Origin of the sequence: Lachnoanaerobaculum gingivalis (assembly GCF_003862475.1) — a bacterium.
Classification (GTDB): Bacteria; Bacillota; Clostridia; order Lachnospirales; family Lachnospiraceae; genus Lachnoanaerobaculum; species Lachnoanaerobaculum gingivalis.
The window spans coordinates 304,511-327,023 of record NZ_RRCO01000002.1 but is presented as its reverse complement, the minus strand read 5'-3'; the positions used below and the strand labels follow the sequence as shown (position 1 = coordinate 327,023).

Below are 22,513 nucleotides of genomic sequence, written 5' to 3'. Positions count from 1 at the left end.
TAATAAAATATTATGATAACCTTTAACAAGTACATAGATTTTATGCTTTGCATAGGAAGTCGGGTGAAAATCCCGCACAGGGACGCTACTGTAATAATTAACAGACTCGTTTTACCACTGTTTTATAAATGGGAAGGTTGGGTCTTCTAATAAAATTTATTAGAATTTAAGTCAGGATACATCTATGTATATCTGCTTATTTTTATAAGCAAAGACCGGTTTTACGATCCCAAAAGCCTTTATTTATGATGATTTATTATTTTAGGACACCATTTTACATGTTTTAGGACTTTTTATGTTTGCTTGTATTTTGATTTTCTAAAAATGTGGTTAATTTATTAATATTAGCTGCTTGCAAGGGATCAACAGGTTTATTTAGAGCGGAACCTGTTATACCTTGTAGGCAGTTATTTTTTTGAGGAAATTTATATGGCACATCAACATGGCGGATATTTCTCAATAGATTTATATGCTTTTAAGTCTAAGCTTAAAAGTATCAATCCGGAGTTTAAACTTATATCTGCTTTATTAACTCTTATTTTAACAATAATATTTAACAATATTTTTGTATCTGTATATGTACTTTTTTTAATGTTTTTTATAAGTGTAAATATTGGAGGGATGGATTTTAAAGAATATATTTCCATTCTTCTTACACCTCTTAGCTTCATCGTCTTGGCAAGTATAGGAATAGCTTTGGGGATTTCAGCTGAATATATGGGAGAATTTCATATAAAGGTCGGTTTTTTCTATATTTATACTTCAAAGGATCAATTGATTGAAACTGCCAAGCTGATTATTAAAGTTTTAGCATGTGTAAGTGTTATGCAAGGATTGATTCTTTCAACCATGCCATATGAAATAATTAATGCTCTAAGAAAGCTTCATGTTCCAAAGCTTATAATTGAACTTATGAATCTTATATACAGATTTATTTTTATACTTATTGAAAGCTATTCCAATATGAAAAACTCCGCAATGTCCAGGATGGGATATCATAATTTTAAGACCTCAATCTCTACATTCGGAAATATAGCAAGTAATATTTTGGTAGTATCGTTAAAAAAGGCCAATGCTTACTACACCGCAATGGAAGCCAGATGCTTTGACGGTGATTTGAATTTTCTTGAAGATAAGAAGATTTTGAATAAAAATCATATTTTATTTGTTTTTATAAGCATTTTATTTATGTTTGTTATATGGCTTTTTACATTAGGATTCAATATTTAACAGAATATATCAGAATTGGGGAATATTATATGAATAAAGTTATTTTAAGGGCCGAAAACCTCCACTATTCATACACAGGAGAACATGAGGTTTTAAAAGGTGTTTCTTTAGATGTATATGAAGGTGAAAGACTTGCAATTCTTGGAGCCAACGGGTCGGGAAAGTCTACTTTCTTTTTAAATATAAACGGTGTTTTGAAACCTGAAAGCGGTGCACTGTATTACAGAGATAAGCTTATAAATAAATCTTTGGTAAAAGAGCTTAGAAAAAATGTGGGAATTGTTTTTCAAGATGCCGATAATCAAATAATTGCCTCAACTGTAAGAGCTGAGGTAAGCTTTGGACCTATGAATCTTGGCTTAAGCAGGAATGAAGTGGAAAAAAGAGTTAACAATTCTTTGAATTATATGGATATTTTGCATCTTATAGACAGGCCGCCACATTATTTAAGCGGCGGTGAGAAAAAAAGAGTAAGCATAGCGGATATTATAGCAATGGATTCTGAAATAATAATATTTGATGAACCTACAGCTTCGCTTGATCCGCAAAATATATCTATTTTTGAAGGAGTCTTGGACAAATTAAGTGGAGACGGCAAAACTTTGGTGATTTCAACTCATGATTTGGAGTTTGCTTTTCGATGGGCGGACAGAATAGTAGTATTTTGTGACGGAAATATAATTGCCGATTCGGATCCTGTCAGAGTACTCAGTGATGAAGCGGTTTTAAGAAAAGCTAATCTTAAAAAGCCTATACTTTTGGAAGTTTTTGAATCACTTGTAGAAAACAAGGTTCTAAAGTCAGGTGATAAACCTGCAAGAAATATAGATGAGTTTAAAAAGTTGTTTATTCCTCAAGTTTAAAGCTTGAGTAAATAAAAAATATTTTTAGGAGGATTTCATGAGAAAACAAGAGAAAATTTTAATGACATTGGCAATAATGTTTGCGTTCAGTTTTGCACTGCCGTTTACAGCCAATGCCATGCACATTATGGAGGGGTATTTACCTGTAGGACATGTAATAGCCTGGAGCCTTATTTCGTTGCCGTTTTTAATTGCAGGTTATATGTCAATTAAAAAGACGGTGGCTAAGGACAGGAAGGCAATTACACTTTTGGCAATGTCGGGTGCGTTTGTATTTGTACTTTCATCACTTAAGATTCCTTCAGTAACGGGATCTTGCTCACATATGACAGGTACAGGTCTTGCGGCTATTTTATTCAGACCAAGTGCTGTAAGTATACTTGGTATTATAGTACTTATATTCCAGGCACTGCTTTTGGCACATGGCGGCTTTACTACACTTGGCGCAAATACTTTTTCAATGGCAATTGCCGGACCTTTTGTATCATTTATAGTTTATAAGATTTGTAAAAAAACTAAGGTAAATGACAATGTTTCTATTTTTCTTGCCGCATTTATAGGAGATTTGCTTACCTATGTTGTTACAGCATTCCAGCTTGCATTTGCTTATCCTATGAAAGACGGTGGAGTTATGGCTTCTGCGGGTAAGTTCTTGTTGGTATTTGCGCCTACACAGGTACCGCTTGCGATAATAGAAGGTATGCTTACAGTTATTATAGTAATCGGACTTAAGACATATGCACAACCGGAGCTTAAGGAAATCGGATTTATTGAAGGAGGTAATAATTAATGTCAAAGAATAAGAAAATTGTTATAAGTTTGCTTGTAATAGTTGTATTGATGGCTGTTGTACCTTTGTTTATGTTAAAGAATGCCGAGTTCGGAGGTTCTGATGATGCCGGAAGTGAAGTTGTATCGGAGATACAGGGCGGAGAATATGAGCCTTGGTTTAATCCTATTATAGAAACGGCACTGGGAAAGGAGCTTCCGGGTGAGGTTGAAAGCCTTCTTTTCTGTGTTCAGACAGGTATAGGTGTAGGAATAATTGCATTTTATATGGGAAGGCTTGTGGAAAGGAAAAAGCAAGAAGATAAAAGAAAAGAATGATACGGATAACAGAAAGATTTGAAAAAGTTCTTGCAATTTTTAAAAAAAGTATTATTATATATACAGCAAATGACATAGTTCGTTGTGAATGAGTTACATATTTAGGATAGAATGCTCAAAGTGGAGTCTTGGAGTAGTTCTATCCTTTTTCGTTACGATCTATGTATATTAAAGCAATAAAGAAAGGATTTGCCCGGTTGATTAATTTAGCTGATGGCTGGTGAGAAAATGATAAGAATTGGTATTTTGGGATATGGTAACCTTGGAAGAGGAATTGAGTGTGCTATCAAACATACAAAGGACATGAAGCTTGTCGCAGTATTTACAAGAAGGGACCCTTCAACTGTAAAGATTCTTACATCTGATGCTAAAGTTGAAAATATTGAAAATGTTTTGGAGTACAAAGATGATATTGATGTAATGATACTTTGCGGAGGAAGTGCTACAGATTTGCCGAAGCAAACTCCTGAGTATGCGAAGTATTTTAATGTTGTTGACAGCTTTGATACTCATGCAAATATTCCTGAGCATTTTGAGAAGGTTGATGATGCGGCAAAGGCAAGTCATCACTTCGGACTTATATCTGCAGGATGGGATCCGGGTATGTTTTCATTAAACAGAGTTTATGCAAATGCGGTACTTCCTACAGGTGCAGATTATACTTTCTGGGGAAAAGGAGTAAGTCAGGGACATTCAGATGCTATAAGAAGAATTGAAGGTGTTGTTGATGCAAGACAGTATACAGTTCCGGTTGAAGCCGCACTTGAAGCTGTAAGAAGCGGAAGCAATCCTGAACTTACTACAAGACAGAAGCATACAAGAGAATGCTATGTAGTTGCAAAGGAAGGTGCGGATAAGGCAAGGATTGAAAATGAAATAAATACAATGCCGAATTATTTCGCAGATTATGATACAACCGTACACTTTATTTCTATGGAAGAAATGAAGAAAAATCATTCAAAACTTCCACATGGAGGATTTGTTATAAGAACAGGTAAGACAGGTTGGGATAATGAGAACAATCATGTGATTGAGTACAGTTTAAAACTTGATTCAAATCCTGAGTTCACAGCTTCCGTAATTGTTGCATATTCAAGAGCTGTATATCGTATGCGTAAAGAAGGTAAAATAGGAGCTCATACAGTATTTGATGTTCCACCTGCATATCTTCTTGATATGTCTGCTGAAGAAATGAGAGCACATTTATTATAAAAACATATAGATAAAAAGGGCTGTTTTTCAGCTCTTTTTTTATTGTGAAAAACACTGTTGAAAGATATTTACTGTAATGTGGTTAAGTTTAAATAGTTATATGGTATGTGGTATAAATACATTAATATAATAATATGCAAAGGTATTTTTCATTGCGGGTAGCTGTTTTGTGGCTGCTGAATATGGTTGTTTTCGGAGCTCAATCCCTTGGATTTGTCGGTATATATTTTGTGATAAGCTTAGTCGGGCAGTGCATAGGTGCATGGTTTAAAGATAAAAATAGTGTTTTACTTTAAATTTTCTTTTTTATTATAAAAAATATAAGACTGAGTAAAATAATCCTAGATTATTCATTGTTAACTCCATGAAAGTGGCTGAAAGCCACATAATTACTATATTTTAACAAAATATTGCTTTCACTTATTAAGTGAAGAAAAAAAGAGCGTCCATTTGTGGTAAAATTAAGGTGCTTAAACTCAAAAAAAATACACAAAGGAGCCCTTTATGAGTATTGTAAACACCTTATCACTTGAAAGCAATAGAAAAATTAAAATTAATTTCGATGGAGGAGATTTATCCTCTGATGCAGGCTTACTTCTTATAAAAGAATTCGTAAGTAAACTTGGCATTGATAAACTTTTCAGTCAATCATTTAAGACCAATGATTCTGCATTATTCCGTTATCACACTGATAAAGAAAATCTTCTTCAGATGATATATATGATCATTGCAGGTTATTTTGAAGATGACGCTTCAGATGAACTTACAAATGATCCTGTGTTTAAAGCAGTGCTAAATAAAGACACTTTAGCATCACAACCAACCATTTCAAGATTTCATAATCGAATGGATGAGGATTCGCTGAATCAGTTCCTTTCAATAAATCAAATTCTTCGAAAGAAAGTTTATAGCATTCAGATGCCGGAAGCTATCATTTTAGATTTGGACTCAACACTCCTTAATGCCTATGGCAAACAGGAAGGTAGAGCATTTAACTTCCACTATCAAAGTAACGGTTACCATCCACTTGTTTGCTATGATGGAATCACAGGAGATTTGATTAAAATTCAGCTTCGCGATGGGACTAAGTATTCAAGCACAGGAGTTGTGGAATTTCTTCAGCCTATACTTGATGAATATCTTGAAGATTTTCCGGAAATTAAACTTCTCCTTCGTGGAGATAGTGGCTTTGCAACACCCGGTTTATATAAACAGTGTGAAGAAAACGGCACCGGCTATGTAATTCGTTTGAAAGAGAATGCTATACTTCGTGATAAAGCATCATATCTTGTAGATGAACTTGATGAAATCACAAAAAACAACAAAGTAGATTATGCTGTAGTTTATGGTGAATTCATGTATCAGGCAGGTCCTTGGCCTTATGAAAGACGTGTTGTCTGTAAAGTTGAAAAACCTGAAAACCAAATTACTTACATGTATACATTCATTGTTACAAACATGGAATCATCCCCTGAATATCTTATCAAGTTCTATTGCAAAAGAGGCTTGATGGAAAACTTCATAAAGGAAAGTAAAACAGGTTTTGACTTTGCTTCTGTCAGCAGTCATACAAGAATTGTAAATGCCAACAGGCTTCAAATACATGCACTTGCTTATAACATATTTAATTGGTTTAGACGATTGGCGTTATCTGCAAATATGAGAAAACAACGCATTGATACTGTCCGTCTAAAACTGCTAAAGATTGCTGCAAAAGTAATTCGTTCAGCAAGGTATATAACATTCAAGCTGTGTAGCAGTTGCCCATATAAGGATGAGTTCTATGATACTCTATCAAATATCAGCAAGCTATGTATACAGCTTGAATAACAACTAATAATGAACCTTGACAGCTTGATAACTACTTGTAAACTCTACCTAGGGGAAGTCTGCCCATTTTTAGGTGTATCAAGTCAGTTATAGCGTCATGGATTAGGTTTAAAGATTTATAGCACGGTAATTAACTTAAATATCGTACCGTGAATAATGCAGGATAATTATAATGCCTATAAGAAAATTCAAATGGACTTTTCTTTTATCGGTATCATGGGTTTTATTGACAATACTATTTACTTCAGCTTGAGTGGAGATGACGGACTCTTTAGTTTCAACTATCTTAGACTCTGAGTTTGCAAAGCTTCCGTTATGAATGTATTCTGCCATTCTCTCAGCCATATTGGAATCGTCTTTAATAATTAGAGTATCGATTTCGATACCGTTCACCTCAAGTATCCAAGGAGAAATACCACCTTTAATATCATAGGATACCAAGTAGAGTTTGCCAATCTTTAAACTATCTTTATAATTAATGTCAGATAAAACCGCATCCTCACTGTTTTCACTAAAATTTCCTTTTATGCTTGTCTTTTGAATAAAGGTAAAATTTGCATCGTCTTTGGCTTTCAATTCCCCGATATATACTGTGGCGGTGGGAGAGCTTAAAAGCCCCTCGGGAATATCACCTGCATAAATATTTATCGGCATAGCTGTAAAAATAAACAATAAAAATAAGAAAAATAATTTACGATAAATAATATCAGTCACCCCTTTCAAAATAATGTTGTAAAGATATTATACTATATATAAGCCTATGTGAGAATACAACATCTTTTATAAGATTTTTTCATTGACATTGCCTGCCTGTTTTGGTATTATTTTGGAGTAGTAACGCCTATACATGAGATTTGGATACTCCAACCTTACCTTATGTATACGGTAAGATTTTTTAAAGGAGAAATAATATGATTACAAAAGAGAAAAAGACAGCTATCATGGAAGAGTATGCAAGAAAAGCAGGCGATACAGGTTCACCTGAGGTTCAGATAGCAGTTCTTACAGCAAGAATCACTGAGTTAACAGAGCATTTAAAGGCAAATCCTAAGGATCATCACTCAAGAAGAGGCCTTTTAAAGATGGTTGGTAAGAGAAGAAATCTTTTACAGTATCTTAAGAATAAGGATCTTGAGGGTTATCGTGCACTTATAGAGAAGCTTGGACTTAGAAAATAATAAAAGTCTTTGGTGGAGAGTTTTTCTCCACCTTTTTTATAATTAATAATATGGCTTGTGGCCGAAGCTAGTGATAAGCACTAAAGTTTTGCTTTAGTTTTTATCACTAGTTCATAATTTTATGTTTCAAGAAGATATCTTCTCGAATATCGGCAAGCCAAAAGGAGATTAAATGAGTAAGGAATTTAAAAGTTATTCAATGGAACTCGCAGGTCGTACTCTCAGAGTTGATATCGGTAGAGTGGCTGCACAGGCAAATGGTGCCGCATTTATGCACTATGGTGATACAACGGTTTTATCTACAGCTACAGCATCAGATAAACCAAGAGACGGTATTGATTTCTTCCCTCTTTCAGTAGAATATGAGGAGAAGATGTATGCAGTAGGTAAAATGCCGGGCGGATTTAATAAGAGAGAAGGAAAGGCGAGTGAGAATGCTATACTTACATCCAGAGTTATAGACAGACCAATGAGACCGCTTTTCCCTAAGGATTATAGAAATGATGTTACATTGAACAATCTTGTAATGTCGGTAGATCCTGATTGTTCACCTGAGCTTACAGCCATGCTTGGTTCTGCAATAGCAACAGCTATTTCAGATATACCTTTTGACGGACCATGTGCTACTACACAGATCGGTATGGTAGGCGGTTTCTTTGTGGTAAACCCTAATGAAGAGCAGATGGCCGTATCAGATCTTAAGCTTACAGTAGCATCTACAAGAGATAAGGTAATAATGATCGAGGCGGGTGCAAATGAGATACCTGATGAGAAGATGATCGAGGCTATATATAAGGCCGACTCTGTAAATAAGGAGATTATTGCATTTATCGATAAGATTGTAGCGGAAGTAGGTAAGGAAAAGCATGCTTATACAGCATTTGTTATTCCTGAGGAGCTTACAGCAGCTATTAAGGAAATTGTGCCTCCACAGGAGATGGAAGTAGCGGTTTTCACAGATGAAAAGCAGGTTAGAGAAGAAAATATAAAGGCAATCACACAAAGACTTGAAGAGGCTTTCGCAGACAAGGAAGAGTGGTTACCTCTACTTGGTGAGGCTATTTATCAATATCAGAAAAAGACTGTAAGAAAGATGATTCTTAAGGATCAGAAAAGACCTGACGGTAGAGCTATGAATCAGATTCGTAAACTTGCGGCTGAGACGGATATTATTCCGAGAGTACACGGTTCAGCTATGTTTACAAGAGGACAGACTCAGATATGTAATATTGTTACACTTGCACCTTTGGCAGAGGCACAAAAGATTGACGGACTTAATCTTTTGGAAACTACAAAGAGATATATTCATCAGTACAATTTCCCTTCATATTCAGTAGGCGAGACAAGACCTTCAAGAGGTCCGGGAAGAAGAGAGATAGGACATGGTGCATTGGCTGAGCGTGCACTTATTCCTGTACTACCCACTCCTGAGGAGTTCCCATATGCTATAAGATCCGTGTCCGAAACTTTTGAGTCAAACGGTTCTACTTCTATGGCATCCACATGTTCTTCATGTATGGCGCTTATGGCTGCCGGAGTTCCGATAAAGAAGATGGTAGCAGGAATCTCATGCGGACTTGTAACAGGTGATTCTGATGATGACTATGTTCTTCTTACAGACATTCAGGGACTTGAGGATTTCTTCGGAGATATGGACTTTAAGGTAACAGGAACCGATTCGGGTATTACAGCTATTCAGATGGATATCAAGATTCATGGACTTACAAAGGACATTGTAAAGGGCGCTATTGCAAGATGTCATGAAGCAAGAGATTTCATCATGGATACATGTATGAAGCCATGTATATCAGAGCCTAGAAAAGAACTCAGTCCGTATGCACCTAAGATTTCACAGATTCAGATTAATCCTTCTAAAATCGGTGATGTTGTAGGTAAGCAGGGTAAGACTATCAATAAGATTATTGAGGATACAGGAGTAAAAATCGACATAAGCGAAGAAGGACTTGTTTCTGTTGCAGGTACCGATCAGGCTATGATCAATAAAGCTATTGATATAATCAGAGGAATAACAATAGAAATTGAAACCGGAATGATTATGAGAGGTACAGTTGTTCGTATACTCGAGTTCGGTGCTTTTGTAGAGCTTGCACCGGGTAAGGACGGTATGGTTCATATATCAAAGCTTTCAGATAAGAGAGTGGAGAAAGTTGAAGATGTTGTGAAAATAGGAGATGAGGTTACTGTTAAGGTAGTTAAGGTTGATCCTATAAAGGGTAGAATCGATCTTTCTATGAAGACTTCAGATCTTGAGTAAAAGTAATTTTTTGCAGAGAAAGGTGGGACTATGGAAGAGAATGTAAAAGAAGTATTATTTGATCTTGTGTCAAGAAAACAGTTCCGACAATTAAAAGATGAGCTCTGCGAGATGAATGAGTTTGATATTGCATCCTTCTTAGAGGAGCTTGATTCTGACAAGCAGATCATTATTTTCAGAATGCTCCCTAAAGAGCTTGCAAGTGATGTGTTCGCTTGTTTAGAAGTAGAGACTCAGGAACATATAATAAACAGTATTACAGATAAAGAGTTGTCATATATTATTGAAGAATTATATGTTGATGACGCTGTAGATATGCTTGAGGAGCTCCCGGCAACGGTTGTAAAGAGAGTTTTACAAAATGCCGCTCCCAGTACAAGGTTACAGATAAATGAATTCCTTAAGTATCCTGAAAATTCCGCAGGATCTATAATGACTGCAGAGTATATTGGTTTAAAGAAGAATATGACCGTGCAGGAGGCCTTTGCCTATATCAGAAAGCATGGTTATGACAAGGAAACCATATATACCTGCTATGTAATGGATGCCAAGCGAATGCTTGAAGGAGTTGTTACGGTTAAGGATCTTTTAATGAATGACTATGAAGTCAAAATTGAAGATATAATGGATACAAATGTTATTAAAGCCGTAACTACAGACGATAAAGAAGAGATTGCGGATTTATTCAATAAATACGATTTGTTATCTTTGCCGGTTGTTGACCATGAAAACAGACTTGTAGGTATTGTTACAATTGACGATGCTGTGGATGTTATGGAAGAAGAGGCGACAGAGGACTTTGAGAAGATGGCGGCTATGCTTCCGTCTGAGAAGCCTTATCTAAAAACAAGTGTATTGGAACTTGCAAAGAACAGAATCACATGGCTGTTGGTACTTATGATAAGTTCAATGCTTACAGGTGGAATACTTACAAGGTATGAGGATGCATTCCAGGTAATGCCTTTGCTTGTTTCATTTGTACCTATGCTTACAGATACAGGCGGTAATGCAGGTTCACAGTCATCTACCATGATTATCCGAGGTATGACTATTGGTGAAGTTGCAAGTTCGGATATATTTAAAGTTATTTGGAAAGAGGCAAGGGTATCCGTTATTGTCGGTTTGATACTTGGTCTTGTAAACTTTGTAAGATTGGTTATTCAGTATCCGGGACAGCCGCTTGTAGCACTTACAGTAGTTTTGGCATTGTTTGCCACTGTTTTTGTAGCAAAGGTTATAGGTGGAATACTTCCGATACTTGCAAAAAGATTGAAGCTTGACCCTGCTATTATGGCGGCTCCGCTTATTACAACAATAGTTGATGCGGTATCTTTGGTTATTTACTTCCAAATAGCTGTAGAGCTTTTACATATCAAATAAATATGAATATTTTCTTAGGGCTGAACATGAAAAGTTTAGCCTTTTTTCATTCTTTATACACTTATTTATGCTAAACTATATATAAAAGATAAAAGGACTTTACTTGATGAATATATATGGTGACTATGAAAAATACCTTGAGTTGATTTTGGAAACATTATCAAAAGAGGTGTATAAATTGAATGATGAGTATAAGAATAAAACGGGATACAAACTCTTTGAGCATTTTATTTCAAGGATAAAGACAAATGAAAGTATGATTGAAAAATGTAAGAGAAGAGAGTTTGAACCTACAACATATAATGCTTTAAAGGAGATAAAAGATGCCATAGGTGTAAGGATAGTATGTGGATTCGTGGATGATATATATGCTTTGGCAGGTATGTTTAAAAAGATGCCTAATATTAATGTGGTTGAAGAAAAGGACTATATTCTTAATGTGAAGCCTAACGGATACCGCTCTTATCATATGATACTTGAAATTATTACAAATTTTCCCGATTGTGAGGGAAATGAAAACGGAAAGTATTATATAGAGGTTCAGTTAAGAACTATAGCTATGGATTCGTGGGCATCACTTGAGCATCAAATGAAGTATAAGAAATATATAAGAAATCATGAAAGAATCACAAAGGAGCTTAAAAGATGTGCGGACGAGTTGGCATCCTGTGATTTAAATATGCAAACTATAAAGAATTTGATTGAGGAGTCGGACAATAATGAGAATATTATTAGCTGAAGATGAAATAGCGCTTTCAAGAGCATATGCCACAGCACTGGAAATGCAGGGATATGAAGTGAAACAGGCATTTGACGGAGAAAGAGCGCTTGAACTTGCAAATAGTGAAATATTTGATATGATAATTCTTGATATAATGATGCCGAAAAGATCCGGGTTGGAAGTTTTAAAAGAGCTTAGAGCATCAGGTAATACCACTTATGTTATTATGCTTACAGCAATGAGTGAAGTAGACGACAAGATTTCAGGACTTGATATGGGTGCGGATGAATATCTTACAAAGCCTATTTTATTAAAAGAACTTGTAGCCAGAATTCGTTCTTTGGAAAGAAGAATTGATACAAGTTTCAATGAAAATGTACTTACATTCGGAAGTGTTAAGTTAAATGTTGCGGAGCAGGAGCTTTCAGCAAAGAATTCTATTATTCTTGCGGGTAAGGAAACAAAACTTATGGAAGTCCTTATGAAAAATAAGAATAAAAAGTTGTCAACCGAGTATATATACAATCATGTATGGTCAAAGGATGATGAATGTGATGCCGGTTATGTATGGATTTATATATCATATTTAAAGCAAAAGCTGAAAGCAATCAATGCCAATATTGAAATAATGGGAGAAGAAAATCGTGAGTTTGAATTAGTTGAGGTGTGATTTGTTTAGGAGACTTCGTATACAATTTATTGTAGTTGCTACCGTTGCAGTCGTTGTAATGCTTATTACAATAATCGGTATTTTGAATGCATCAAAATATGCAACAAGTGAAAACAGAATAAATAAGATATTGGATTTATTATCTGATAATAACGGAGTCCTTCCGGATGAAGATATTGTAGAGAAAATTCTCGGCAGAAAAACTAATTCAGATATTATAATTCAATACAGATATTTCAGTGCTCAGGTGGACAGCAGTAATAAAGTAATTACTATGAATACCGAGCATATTGCAAATTTATCCGATACAGATGTGGTCTTTTATGTAAAGAAAATCCTTTCGGGCGGTAAAATATATGGAAGCTTCACTACAACGGACGGGCAAAAGTTTGCATATAAGTTTAATGTTAATGAGACGGATAACAGTAAGCTTATAGTGGTTTTGGATATTACAAGATATTCCGAAGACAGAGCGGATTTGATAGAGACATCGGTTTTTATTTTCTTTTCAAATCTTGTTTTCTTTATAATAATATTTGTTATATTCTCGGGTAAGGTAATGATGCCTTTTATGGAAAACTATAGAAATCAGAGGGCATTTATCACAAATGCAGGGCATGAGCTAAAAACACCCATAGCTATCATATCGGCAAATAATGAGCTTTGCGAGATGCTTTATGGTGAAAATGAATGGACTCAGAGCACCAAAGATCAGATACAGCGTCTGACTGAACTTATAAACAGACTTGTAGTATTGGCAAGATTCGAGGAGCAGTCAAATGTTGTTGCGGTAAATATTAATTTTTCAAATATTGTTGAAAAATCTTCAAAGTCTTTTAAATCGCTTGCAATAAAGGGAGGAAAAAACTTTGAATCGGATATACAAAAAGATATATTTATATCCGGAGATGAAGGTGCATTGTATGAGCTTATAAACATACTTATAGATAATGCAAATAAGTACTGTGATGAAGGTGGGACTATAGGCGTTAGGTTATCACAGCATGGTATTACATTTAAAAAGGCGAAACTGGTTATATATAATACCTATAAAGAAGGAAAAAATATAGACTATTCAAAGTTTTTTGAAAGGTTTTACAGAGAAGATAAGTCACATAACAGCAGTGTTTCAGGGTATGGTGTGGGACTTTCCATTGCAAGAAATATTATAAACAGGCACAAGGGTAAGATCCATGTCACATATAAGAATGACTTCATTTATTTTAATGTATATTTTAATATGGTGGCAAATATTGAAGAAAAATAAATTTTCCTATTGACAAGCATTGCTTTATTTGGTATCCTAGGCAAGGTAAAATGACCGTAGACAGTAGGTGCCGTATGGCTTAAAGTAATACCTACCGAGGAAGTGACTAAGTACGTTGATGTATTCTCACTCTCTGTCTGCATGTCAGAGAGTTTTTTAGATTTACACTTATTGCTTTTACGGGTTTTACTGAAACTATAAAGGAGGTTAGAAATGGCAAAAATCGAATTAAAACAGCCTATAGTTAAGGAAATTGCTGAGCTTTTAGATGGCGCACAGGCAGCTGTAGTAGTTGACTACCGTGGTCTTACTGCCGATCAGGATACAAAGCTTCGTAAGGAACTTAGAGAAGCAGGTGTAACTTATAAAGTTTATAAGAACACAATGATTCGTTTGGCAGCAAAGGGAACTCCGTTTGAGACTCTTGACAGCTCACTTGAGGGACCTACAGCAATTGCAGTTTCAAAAGAAGATGCAACTGCACCTGCCAGAATATTACACAATTTCTCTAAGACTGCTCCAAAGCTTGAGTTAAAGGCAGGAGTAGTAGACGGTGTAACATATGACCAGGATGGAATCAAGCTTATAGCTACAATACCATCAAGAGACGAGTTGATTGGAAAGCTCCTTGGAAGCATTCAGTCACCAATTACAAACTTCGCTCGTGTGCTTAATCAGATCGCTGAAAGCAAAGAAGCGTAAATAAAACAAATAATGGAGGATTATTAAATGGCAAAGTTAACAACTGCAGAGTTTATCGATGCAATTAAGGAATTATCAGTTCTTGAATTAAATGAGCTTGTAAAGGCTTGTGAGGAAGAGTTTGGCGTTTCAGCAGCAGCCGGCGTTGTAGTAGCAGCAGCAGGTGCAGGTGCGGCAGCAGCTGAGGAGAAGACAGAGTTTGACGTAGAGCTTACAGCAGCAGGTGACCAGAAGGTTAAGGTTATCAAGGTTGTTCGTGAGGTTACAGGACTTGGACTTAAGGAAGCAAAGGATCTCGTCGACGGAGCACCTAAGGTTCTTAAGGCAGAAGTTTCTAAGGACGAGGCTGAGGGTATCAAGAAGCAGCTTGAAGAAGTTGGAGCACAGGTTACTCTTAAGTAATTTAATTAAACTTTTCGGAGGTGATTGCGAAAGCAGTCACCTTTTTTAGTACCTTTTTTTATATATATTTCCATCAAAATCCTTTATATGATATAATATATCCCGATATAAGTATTTTAGAAAGGGATATATTTATATGATAATGTTAAAAAATGTTAGATTATTAGATCCTTGTACAAGGACTGATGATATAAGAGATATACTCATATCAGAGGGAAGAATTACAAAGATAGATAAAGATTTATACCTGGATGCAACTCTTATGGCAAGAGCAAACGGAGAAAGGCTTAAGGTATATGATTGTACGGGACTTTGTGCAGCACCGGGATTTGTAGATGTACATGTTCATTTAAGAGAACCGGGATTTGAATATAAAGAAGATATAGCAAGTGGAGCAAGAGCTGCTGCTAAGGGCGGTTTTACTACAATCGTTGCAATGGCAAATACAAAGCCTGCAATCGACAGTCCTGAACTTATATTTGAAGTGATGAAAAAAGGTAGAAATACACCGATAAATGTCAAAACCTGTGCCTGCATCACAAAGGGTATGAAGGGTGAAGAGCTTGCAGATTTAAAGGAACTTAGAGAGGCCGGTGCTGTGGGCTTTACAGATGACGGAAGACCTTTACTTGATGAAAATCTGGCACGAGAAGCTATGAAGCTTGCACGAAATATTAAAATGCCGCTTTCGTTCCATGAAGAGGATCCGAAGTTTATCAAAGAAAACGGAATCAATCATGGTTCATCATCCGATGAGTTACATATTTACGGATCGGACAGACAGGCTGAGATTTCAATGGTCGAAAGGGACTGCAGACTTGCAAGAGAAACCGGTGCAACTATAAGTATACAGCATATCAGTGCAAAGGAAAGCGTAGAGCTTGTCAGAAAGGCAAAAAAGGCAGGACTTCGTGTATTTGCCGAGGCTACCCCACATCATTTCACACTTACAGATAAGGATGTAATAAAATACGGTACACTTGCAAAGATGAATCCACCATTGAGAGAAGAAGCAGACAGACTTGCAATAATTGAAGGACTAAAGGACGGTTCAATAGATATCATTGCCACAGATCATGCACCTCACAGTATTGAAGAGAAAAATAAGGACTTTGTTGATGCACCAAGCGGTATAATCGGGCTTGAAACCAGCTTTTCTCTTGGATATATGTATCTTGTTAAACCGGGACATCTTACTTTAATGGAGCTTATGAACAGAATGAGCTATCAACCTGCAAGGCTTTACAATATGGACAGAGGAGTATTGCGAGAGGATGAAATTGCAGACATTGTAGTATTTGATATAAATAAAGAATGGAAATATGATAAGAGTGAGAGCAAATCAAGTAACTCACCATGGCTTGGAGATACATTACAGGGTAAGATAGTATATACTATTTGTGAAGGAAATGTAGTGTATGAGAATGTTGATTAGAAACATTAATTAAGGAGAGAAAATGAAAGACAATAATTGTGCTTACTGTGTACAGGGAGATTCACTTGATAAATTCGGATATCCTGTAGGACAGATGGAGAGCGGATATTTATATATATTTAAAGAGCAGTCAAAGATGGGCAGAGTAATACTTGCTTATAAAGATCATGTAAGTGAAATAGTAGATATTTCCGATGAAGAAAGAAATCAGTTCTTTGCAGATGTAAACAAAATCGCAAAGGTAGTACACAAGGTTTTTGCACCAAGCAAAGTAAATTATGGAATGTATGGAGATACAGGCTGCCACTTACATATGCATATAGTTCCAAAATATGAGGGAGGAGATGAATGGGGTTCCACATTTACTATGAATCCTGATAAGAAGTATTTGAAAGAAAGCGACTATGAGGAGATGGCTAAGATCTTAAGAAGAGATTTAAATATAGAAAAATAAATATTGATACAACGAGAAACAGCAGCCTCGCGGCTGCTGTTTCCCTGTTAGAGTGATATAGGAGTGCATAATGCACATTTTGTAGTGAGAGGTCAACGCAAGAAAACTCTCAACTACAGAGAATATAATAACATAATAGGAGTATATATGCAATAGGAAAAAAGTTAATAAATTATGAACTTTAGTAACGATAAGCACATAAATACAAATATTATAGCAGAAATTTTATGCAATTCAACTTGACTTAATACAATTTGAAAGTAATATTCAGCTTTTAGTATGAAGTGTGTCGAATAAGGGTATATCCATTCAAACTATAAAATATTGTTTTTCATATAGTATTGTGTTATACTATCACTATAACATTTATAACTTACTTAAATAGCAAGCCTATATTCTTATCAATATAGGATGCCTAAAACATAAATTAGACAAATTTTTATATTATATTGGAGTGTGGGTATGGATGTAATAATAGATTTTCATAGTGAAGAAGCTATATATGTACAACTTTGTAATCAAATAATATTTGGAATTGCAACAAACAAATACCACGAAGGAGACATTTTACCTTCTGTAAGACAATTGGCCGAAGAAATAGGTATCAATATGCATACGGTAAACAAGGCTTATGCTACATTAAAAAGAGAAGGCTTTGTACAGCTTGACAGAAGAAAGGGTGCAGTCATAAAAGTGGATGCCGACAAACTGCGGGTACTTGATAATATGCGAAAAGAGTTCGGAGTAGTTGTGGCAAGGGGAATATGCAACGGTGTTACGAGGAGAGAAGCGCATGAACTGATAGATGAACTTTATAATGAGTTTGAAGTACAAGAATTTGAGGAGATGTAATAACAAAGATGTTATGTGAAAAATGTAAAATTAGAGAAGCAAATGTCTTTTACACTGAAATAATAGACGGAGATCAAAAAAATGAACATCATTTATGTTCTAAATGTGCCGGAGAGATAGATCAATATTCAAGCCTTTTTGATAAAGACTTCAGTTTTTCAAAGCTGCTTTCAGGAATACTGGGTGATGTATTTGCAAAGGAAGAGAACAGTGAATATAGACAGATTGTATGTCCGACATGTAATACGAGCTATGATGATTTTATTAAAAACTCAATGTTCGGATGTAAAGACTGCTTTGAAGTTTTTAATCTTTTGATAAATGACAATATAAAGCAAATTCATGGAAATGATACTCATGTAGGTAAAATTCCTAAGAACTATCATAAAAACGACAAGATACTTCCAAAATCAATAGTTACAGACAGTATTGATAATATCTTCAATAATGAGGACAAAAAAATTGAAAACTTGAAACATAAACTTGAAGATGCGATTAAAAAAGAGGATTTTGCACAGGCGGCTATACTTAGAGACAAAATAAAGACTATCAAAGAGGACAATGAAGATGTGGTATGATAATGTATCTTTGAATACAGATTATAATTATATAAGTAGTAGAATAAGACTTGCAAGAAACTTTGACAATGCATTGTTTCCGGGTAAACTCTCAGATACAGAAGCAAAAAAACTTATTGATAATACCATAGGAGAATTGTCAAATATATCTACAGACTTAGGGATACATACAAATGCCGATATACTTGACAGAATTTCAGAAATAGAAAGAATGTCAATGTATGACAGAAAAGTTTTGAATTTGACATTGGCAAAGAAAAAGACACCTACAGGTATTATATTAAATGATAATGAAGATATAAGCATTGTAATAAACGGTGATGATCATATAAGATTACAAACACTTTCGGTAGGTATATCTTTATACGAACTACTTGAAAAGGCAAACAGAATCGATGATTATATAAATGAGCATTTTGAGTATGCATTTAATGAAAAGTACGGGTATTTGACAACTTATCCGACAAATATCGGTACAGGGATGCGTGCTGCAATAGTACTTCATTTGCCTGCATCCACACAGAGTAAAGGCTTTTCAAAACTGATTTCAAGTGTAGGAAGATTTGGAGTGGCTATAAAGGGCTTACATGGTGAAGGCAGAGAAAATCATGGTGCATTGTTTGAAATAAGTAACCCTAAAACTCTGGGGATTTCGGAAAGAGAAATCTTAGACACTGTAATAAAGGTGGCAAATCAACTAAATGCAAATGAAAGGAAACTCAGGGAATCACTAATCATTGAAAAAAGGCTTGAGAAGCAGGATGAAGCATATAAATCATTTGGTGTTTTAAAATATGCAAGAAAGCTTTCTTTAAAGGACTCACTAAGCTTTTTAAGTTCACTTATGGCAGGCAGTGCCGACGGATTGATTGAGCTGACTACATCAAGTAAGTTATATTCAATGATGATAGGTGCTCAGTCATCAAATCTTTTGAAGATGGCAGGAAGACCTTTAAGTGAAGATGAAATAGATGAAATAAGAGCAAAATATATAAGGGACAATATAGGAGAATTACTATAGAAAGGGAAATAAATGGCTGAAAGATATACATCTCAAGCAAAGGAGGCGATTAAGTATGCCGAAACGGCTGCTAAAGAATTATCGCAAAATTATGTCGGCACCGAACATCTCCTTCTTGGTCTGGTACAAGAAGGAAGCGGTGTTGCAGCTAAGATACTTGAGAAAAACGGAATAACGGAAGAAAAAATATTAAATTTAATAGATCAACTTATAGTTTCAAATTATAATGTGGCGATAGAAAGCAGACAAAATTATTCACCGCTTGCAATCGGTGTATTACAAAATGCATACAGAGAAGCCACAAGATATAAATCCGCACTTATAGGTACGGAACATATTTTGATTGCAATAATAAAGGACAGTGCATGTATCGCTCATAAGCTCCTTTTGACAATGAATATAAATATTCAAAAACTATATATGGAGATTTTATCTGCAATGGGTGAAGAGACTGAGCGAAAAGAAAACTATGAGAAGACGAGCAATAAGTCAAATTCACTTGCAACTCCTACACTTGATAAATATTCCAGAGATCTTACGGAATTTGCAAGAATAGGAAAGCTTGATCCGGTTATAGGAAGAGATAATGAGACAAATAGGGTTATGCAGATTTTATCAAGAAGAACCAAGAACAATCCTGTGCTTATAGGTGAGCCGGGAGTCGGTAAGACTGCAGTAGTTGAAGGACTGGCATCACGTATCATATCAAAGGAAGTGCCTGATACATTGCTTGATAAAAGACTTGTGACACTTGATCTTCCTGCTATGATTGCAGGTTCAAAATATCGTGGTGAATTTGAAGAAAGAATAAAGAAAGTAATAAATGAAGTTGTAAGTGCCGGAAATGTATTACTTTTCCTTGATGAGCTCCATACTATTATCGGTGCAGGAGGTGCCGAAGGGGCGGTGGATGCCTCAAATATTTTAAAGCCTTTACTTGCCAGAGGTGAGCTGCAGCTTATAGGTGCAACCACAATAGATGAGTACAGAAAGCATATAGAAAAGGACTCCGCACTGGAGAGAAGATTCCAACCTATAATAGTTGAAGAGCCTTCTTTGGAAGATGCGACCAAGATACTACTGGGTCTTAAGCATAAGTATGAAGAACATCATGCGGTATCTATTACAGACAAAGCAATAGAGAGTGCCGTAAAGTTGTCAAAGAGATATATCTCAGACAGATTTTTGCCGGATAAGGCAATAGATCTTGTAGACGAGGCGGCTTCCAAGACAAGAATCAGCAATTATATGGAGCCTGAAAAGATTAAAGAAATAAAGGCTGAAATTGAAAAGATGGAAAAAGAAAAAGAGGATGCCGTAAGTGCCGAAGAGTTTGAGAGAGCCGGAGAGATAAAAGAAAAGCAGGAAAAACTTAGAGAAAAGCAAAATAAACTGCGTGATAAATGGATTGAAGACAAGAGAAATAAAAAGCTTGTTGTAGATGAGGATGAGATTGCGGATGTAGTAGCACTCTGGACAAAAATCCCTGTAAAGAAAATTACGGAAAATGATTCTCAAAGACTTAATAATCTTGAGAAGGTTTTACATGACAGGGTTGTCGGACAGGAAGAAGCGGTTAATGCGGTAGCAAGAGCCATAAGAAGAGGTAGAGTAGGTCTTAAAGATCCAAAAAGACCTATAGGTTCATTTTTATTTCTAGGACCTACAGGTGTCGGTAAGACTGAACTTTCAAAAGCGCTTGCATACAGCATGTTCGGATCTGAAAGTGCACTTATTCGTGTAGATATGAGTGAGTACATGGAAAAGCATTCGGTTTCAAAGATGGTAGGATCACCTCCGGGATATGTAGGATATGATGAGGGAGGACAGCTCTCCGAGAAGGTGAGAAGAAATCCATATTCTGTAATACTCTTTGATGAGATTGAAAAGGCTCATCCGGATGTATTCAATATACTTTTACAGGTGCTTGATGACGGACATATTACAGATTCAAGCGGAAGAATTGTTGATTTTAAGAATACGGTTATTATTCTTACTTCAAATGCCGGTGCGCAGAGAATAGTTGAGCCGAAACATCTTGGTTTTGCTTCAAGTACTGATGATGAAAAAGACTATTCAGCAATGAAGAGTAATGTTATGGATGAAGTAAAGCAAATGTTTAAACCTGAGTTTTTAAACAGAATTGATGAAACAATTGTATTCCATCAGCTTACACGTGATAACTTAAAGGAGATTTTAGATATTTTACTTAAGGAGATCAATAACAGACTCTCTGAGCAGATGCAAATGAATCTGAAACTTACTGATAAGGCTAAGGAATTCCTGATTGACAAGGGATATGACAAAAAATACGGTGCAAGACCGTTAAAGAGAGCTTTGCAAAACGAGATAGAGGATAAGATGGCTGAGCAGATACTTCTTGGAAATGTAAAGCAGGGAGACTCTCTTAAGGTGGATTGCAAGGGTGAGGACAAAGACAGAGAACTTATATTTAAACCTATTGTTAAAAAAACCAAAGTAAAAGAGCTTGTAACACAATAATTTTAGAGCCGACTGATATTTGTATAACATTTATCAGTCGGCTTTTTTATTTTTAATAAAAATATAAAAAATTTAAAAATAAAAAGATAAATATACAAAATATATGCTATGATAGAATATACATAGAATATTATCGTATTATTAAAGGTGAGTGTGATGGCTGAGAAAATAATAGAGGTAAAAGAGCTTTATAAGTTCTATAAAGCAGGAGAAAACATAGTACATGCTTTGGACGGTTTGGACTTTACTATAAACAAAGGAGAGTTCGTGGCGATAGTAGGTCCGTCCGGTTCCGGAAAATCCACACTACTTAATATGCTGGCAGGGCTGGAGAAACCGACTAAGGGTGAAATAATAATCGCCGGAACTCACCTTGAAAAGCTTAAAGAAAATCAACTGGTGGCATTCAGGCGAAACAATGTAGGCTTTATTTTTCAATCATATAATCTGTTACCGACTATGAATGCGCTTGATAATGTGGCTTTACCGCTGGTATTCAGAGGTGTTGATGTAAAGAAAAGGGTTGAAACGGCTAAGAAATATCTGACTTTGGTAGGACTGCAAAAGCAGATATATCAAAACGGAAATGCGATGAGTGGAGGTCAGCAACAAAGAGTCGGCATAGCAAGAGCACTTGCCATGCAGCCGAAAATCATATTTGCAGATGAGCCTACAGGTAACCTGGATACAAAGACTACGGCAGAAGTACTTGAACTGATGAAGCAGATTGTAAAAGAGGAGAATCAGACTCTTATTATGGTAACACATGATAATGATATAGCTAAGGTTGCTGACAGACAAATCAGAATTGTAGATGGAAAGGCGGTATAGTTA

At 35.6% G+C, this 22,513-nt stretch carries 22 protein-coding genes, 1 riboswitch and 1 other annotated feature; of the genes, 21 read left to right on the top strand and 1 reads right to left on the bottom strand.

The window, feature by feature from the left end; genetic code table 11:
• Positions 1-17: 17 nt before the first annotated feature.
• A riboswitch (cobalamin riboswitch) is annotated at positions 18-201 on the top strand.
• Positions 202-429: 228 nt separating this feature from the next.
• From cbiQ to EHV10_RS05685, 6 genes are all read left to right on the top strand, one after another.
• Positions 430-1,230 carry a cobalt ECF transporter T component CbiQ gene (cbiQ, locus tag EHV10_RS05710; RefSeq protein ID WP_128673831.1) on the top strand — a complete coding sequence of 267 codons (801 nt, stop codon included), beginning with the start codon at positions 430-432 and terminating at the stop codon, positions 1,228-1,230.
• A 29-nt stretch (positions 1,231-1,259) separates the two neighbouring features.
• A complete protein-coding gene (locus EHV10_RS05705) occupies positions 1,260-2,093 on the top strand; it encodes an energy-coupling factor ABC transporter ATP-binding protein (RefSeq protein ID WP_128673830.1) in 834 nt (277 codons plus the stop codon).
• 37 nt (positions 2,094-2,130) lie between these two features.
• Complete coding sequence (locus tag EHV10_RS05700) at positions 2,131-2,883, top strand: energy-coupling factor ABC transporter permease (protein ID WP_128673829.1); 753 nt, start codon at positions 2,131-2,133, stop codon at positions 2,881-2,883.
• The gene (locus EHV10_RS05695; protein ID WP_128673828.1) at positions 2,883-3,200 is read left to right on the top strand and encodes an energy-coupling factor ABC transporter substrate-binding protein; all 318 of its coding nucleotides are present in this window, start codon (positions 2,883-2,885) and stop codon (positions 3,198-3,200) included. Before EHV10_RS05700 ends, EHV10_RS05695 begins: the two co-directional genes overlap by 1 nt.
• A gap of 228 nt (positions 3,201-3,428) precedes the next feature.
• A complete protein-coding gene (locus EHV10_RS05690; RefSeq protein ID WP_128673827.1) occupies positions 3,429-4,412 on the top strand; it encodes a diaminopimelate dehydrogenase in 984 nt (327 codons plus the stop codon).
• 504 nt (positions 4,413-4,916) lie between these two features.
• On the top strand, positions 4,917-6,242 hold the full coding sequence (locus EHV10_RS05685) for an IS1380 family transposase (RefSeq protein WP_128672997.1): 1,326 nt from the start codon (positions 4,917-4,919) through the stop codon (positions 6,240-6,242).
• 135 nt (positions 6,243-6,377) lie between these two features.
• On the opposite strand, the gene EHV10_RS05680 is transcribed toward EHV10_RS05685, so the two are convergent.
• Entirely contained in the window at positions 6,378-6,956 is a 579-nt protein-coding gene (locus EHV10_RS05680; RefSeq protein WP_128673826.1) for a hypothetical protein, read from the bottom strand.
• Between the two features lie 197 nt (positions 6,957-7,153).
• Here EHV10_RS05680 and rpsO point away from each other — a divergent pair, with 197 nt between their 5' ends.
• The 15 genes from rpsO (at position 7,154) to EHV10_RS05605 (ending at position 22,510) form a co-directional block, all read left to right on the top strand.
• Positions 7,154-7,420, top strand: a complete 267-nt coding sequence (gene rpsO, locus EHV10_RS05675; RefSeq protein ID WP_009444716.1) for a 30S ribosomal protein S15 — start codon at positions 7,154-7,156, stop codon at positions 7,418-7,420.
• Positions 7,421-7,592: 172 nt separating this feature from the next.
• Positions 7,593-9,695, top strand: coding sequence for a polyribonucleotide nucleotidyltransferase (locus EHV10_RS05670; protein WP_128673825.1), 2,103 nt, complete (start codon positions 7,593-7,595; stop codon positions 9,693-9,695).
• A 30-nt stretch (positions 9,696-9,725) separates the two neighbouring features.
• On the top strand, positions 9,726-11,075 hold the full coding sequence (gene mgtE / locus EHV10_RS05665) for a magnesium transporter (RefSeq protein ID WP_128673824.1): 1,350 nt from the start codon (positions 9,726-9,728) through the stop codon (positions 11,073-11,075).
• A 106-nt stretch (positions 11,076-11,181) separates the two neighbouring features.
• On the top strand, positions 11,182-11,814 hold the full coding sequence (locus tag EHV10_RS05660) for a GTP pyrophosphokinase (RefSeq protein ID WP_128673823.1): 633 nt from the start codon (positions 11,182-11,184) through the stop codon (positions 11,812-11,814).
• Positions 11,795-12,466 carry a response regulator transcription factor gene (locus tag EHV10_RS05655; RefSeq protein ID WP_128673822.1) on the top strand — a complete coding sequence of 224 codons (672 nt, stop codon included), beginning with the start codon at positions 11,795-11,797 and terminating at the stop codon, positions 12,464-12,466. The genes EHV10_RS05660 and EHV10_RS05655 overlap by 20 nt, the downstream gene beginning before the upstream one ends.
• Position 12,467: 1 nt before the next feature.
• On the top strand, positions 12,468-13,733 hold the full coding sequence (locus EHV10_RS05650) for a sensor histidine kinase (RefSeq protein ID WP_128673821.1): 1,266 nt from the start codon (positions 12,468-12,470) through the stop codon (positions 13,731-13,733).
• Positions 13,734-13,769: 36 nt separating this feature from the next.
• Positions 13,770-13,901 (top strand) — a sequence feature (ribosomal protein L10 leader region).
• 45 nt (positions 13,902-13,946) lie between these two features.
• Complete coding sequence (gene rplJ, locus EHV10_RS05645) at positions 13,947-14,435, top strand: 50S ribosomal protein L10 (protein ID WP_128673820.1); 489 nt, start codon at positions 13,947-13,949, stop codon at positions 14,433-14,435.
• A 27-nt stretch (positions 14,436-14,462) separates the two neighbouring features.
• Positions 14,463-14,837: a 50S ribosomal protein L7/L12 gene (rplL, locus tag EHV10_RS05640; RefSeq protein ID WP_128673819.1), complete on the top strand. Its 375-nt coding sequence runs from the start codon at positions 14,463-14,465 to the stop codon at positions 14,835-14,837.
• A 136-nt stretch (positions 14,838-14,973) separates the two neighbouring features.
• On the top strand, positions 14,974-16,272 hold the full coding sequence (locus tag EHV10_RS05635) for a dihydroorotase (protein WP_128673818.1): 1,299 nt from the start codon (positions 14,974-14,976) through the stop codon (positions 16,270-16,272).
• A 22-nt stretch (positions 16,273-16,294) separates the two neighbouring features.
• Complete coding sequence (locus EHV10_RS05630) at positions 16,295-16,726, top strand: HIT family protein (protein WP_128673817.1); 432 nt, start codon at positions 16,295-16,297, stop codon at positions 16,724-16,726.
• A gap of 462 nt (positions 16,727-17,188) precedes the next feature.
• Positions 17,189-17,578 carry a GntR family transcriptional regulator gene (locus EHV10_RS05625; protein WP_007592050.1) on the top strand — a complete coding sequence of 130 codons (390 nt, stop codon included), beginning with the start codon at positions 17,189-17,191 and terminating at the stop codon, positions 17,576-17,578.
• An 8-nt stretch (positions 17,579-17,586) separates the two neighbouring features.
• Positions 17,587-18,156, top strand: coding sequence for a UvrB/UvrC motif-containing protein (locus EHV10_RS05620; RefSeq protein WP_128673816.1), 570 nt, complete (start codon positions 17,587-17,589; stop codon positions 18,154-18,156).
• Entirely contained in the window at positions 18,146-19,177 is a 1,032-nt protein-coding gene (locus EHV10_RS05615) for an ATP--guanido phosphotransferase (RefSeq protein WP_128674008.1), read from the top strand. Before EHV10_RS05620 ends, EHV10_RS05615 begins: the two co-directional genes overlap by 11 nt.
• Positions 19,178-19,189: 12 nt before the next feature.
• Positions 19,190-21,679, top strand: coding sequence for an ATP-dependent Clp protease ATP-binding subunit (locus EHV10_RS05610; RefSeq protein ID WP_128673815.1), 2,490 nt, complete (start codon positions 19,190-19,192; stop codon positions 21,677-21,679).
• 156 nt (positions 21,680-21,835) lie between these two features.
• A complete protein-coding gene (locus EHV10_RS05605; RefSeq protein WP_207667129.1) occupies positions 21,836-22,510 on the top strand; it encodes an ABC transporter ATP-binding protein in 675 nt (224 codons plus the stop codon).
• Positions 22,511-22,513 lie beyond the last annotated feature (3 nt).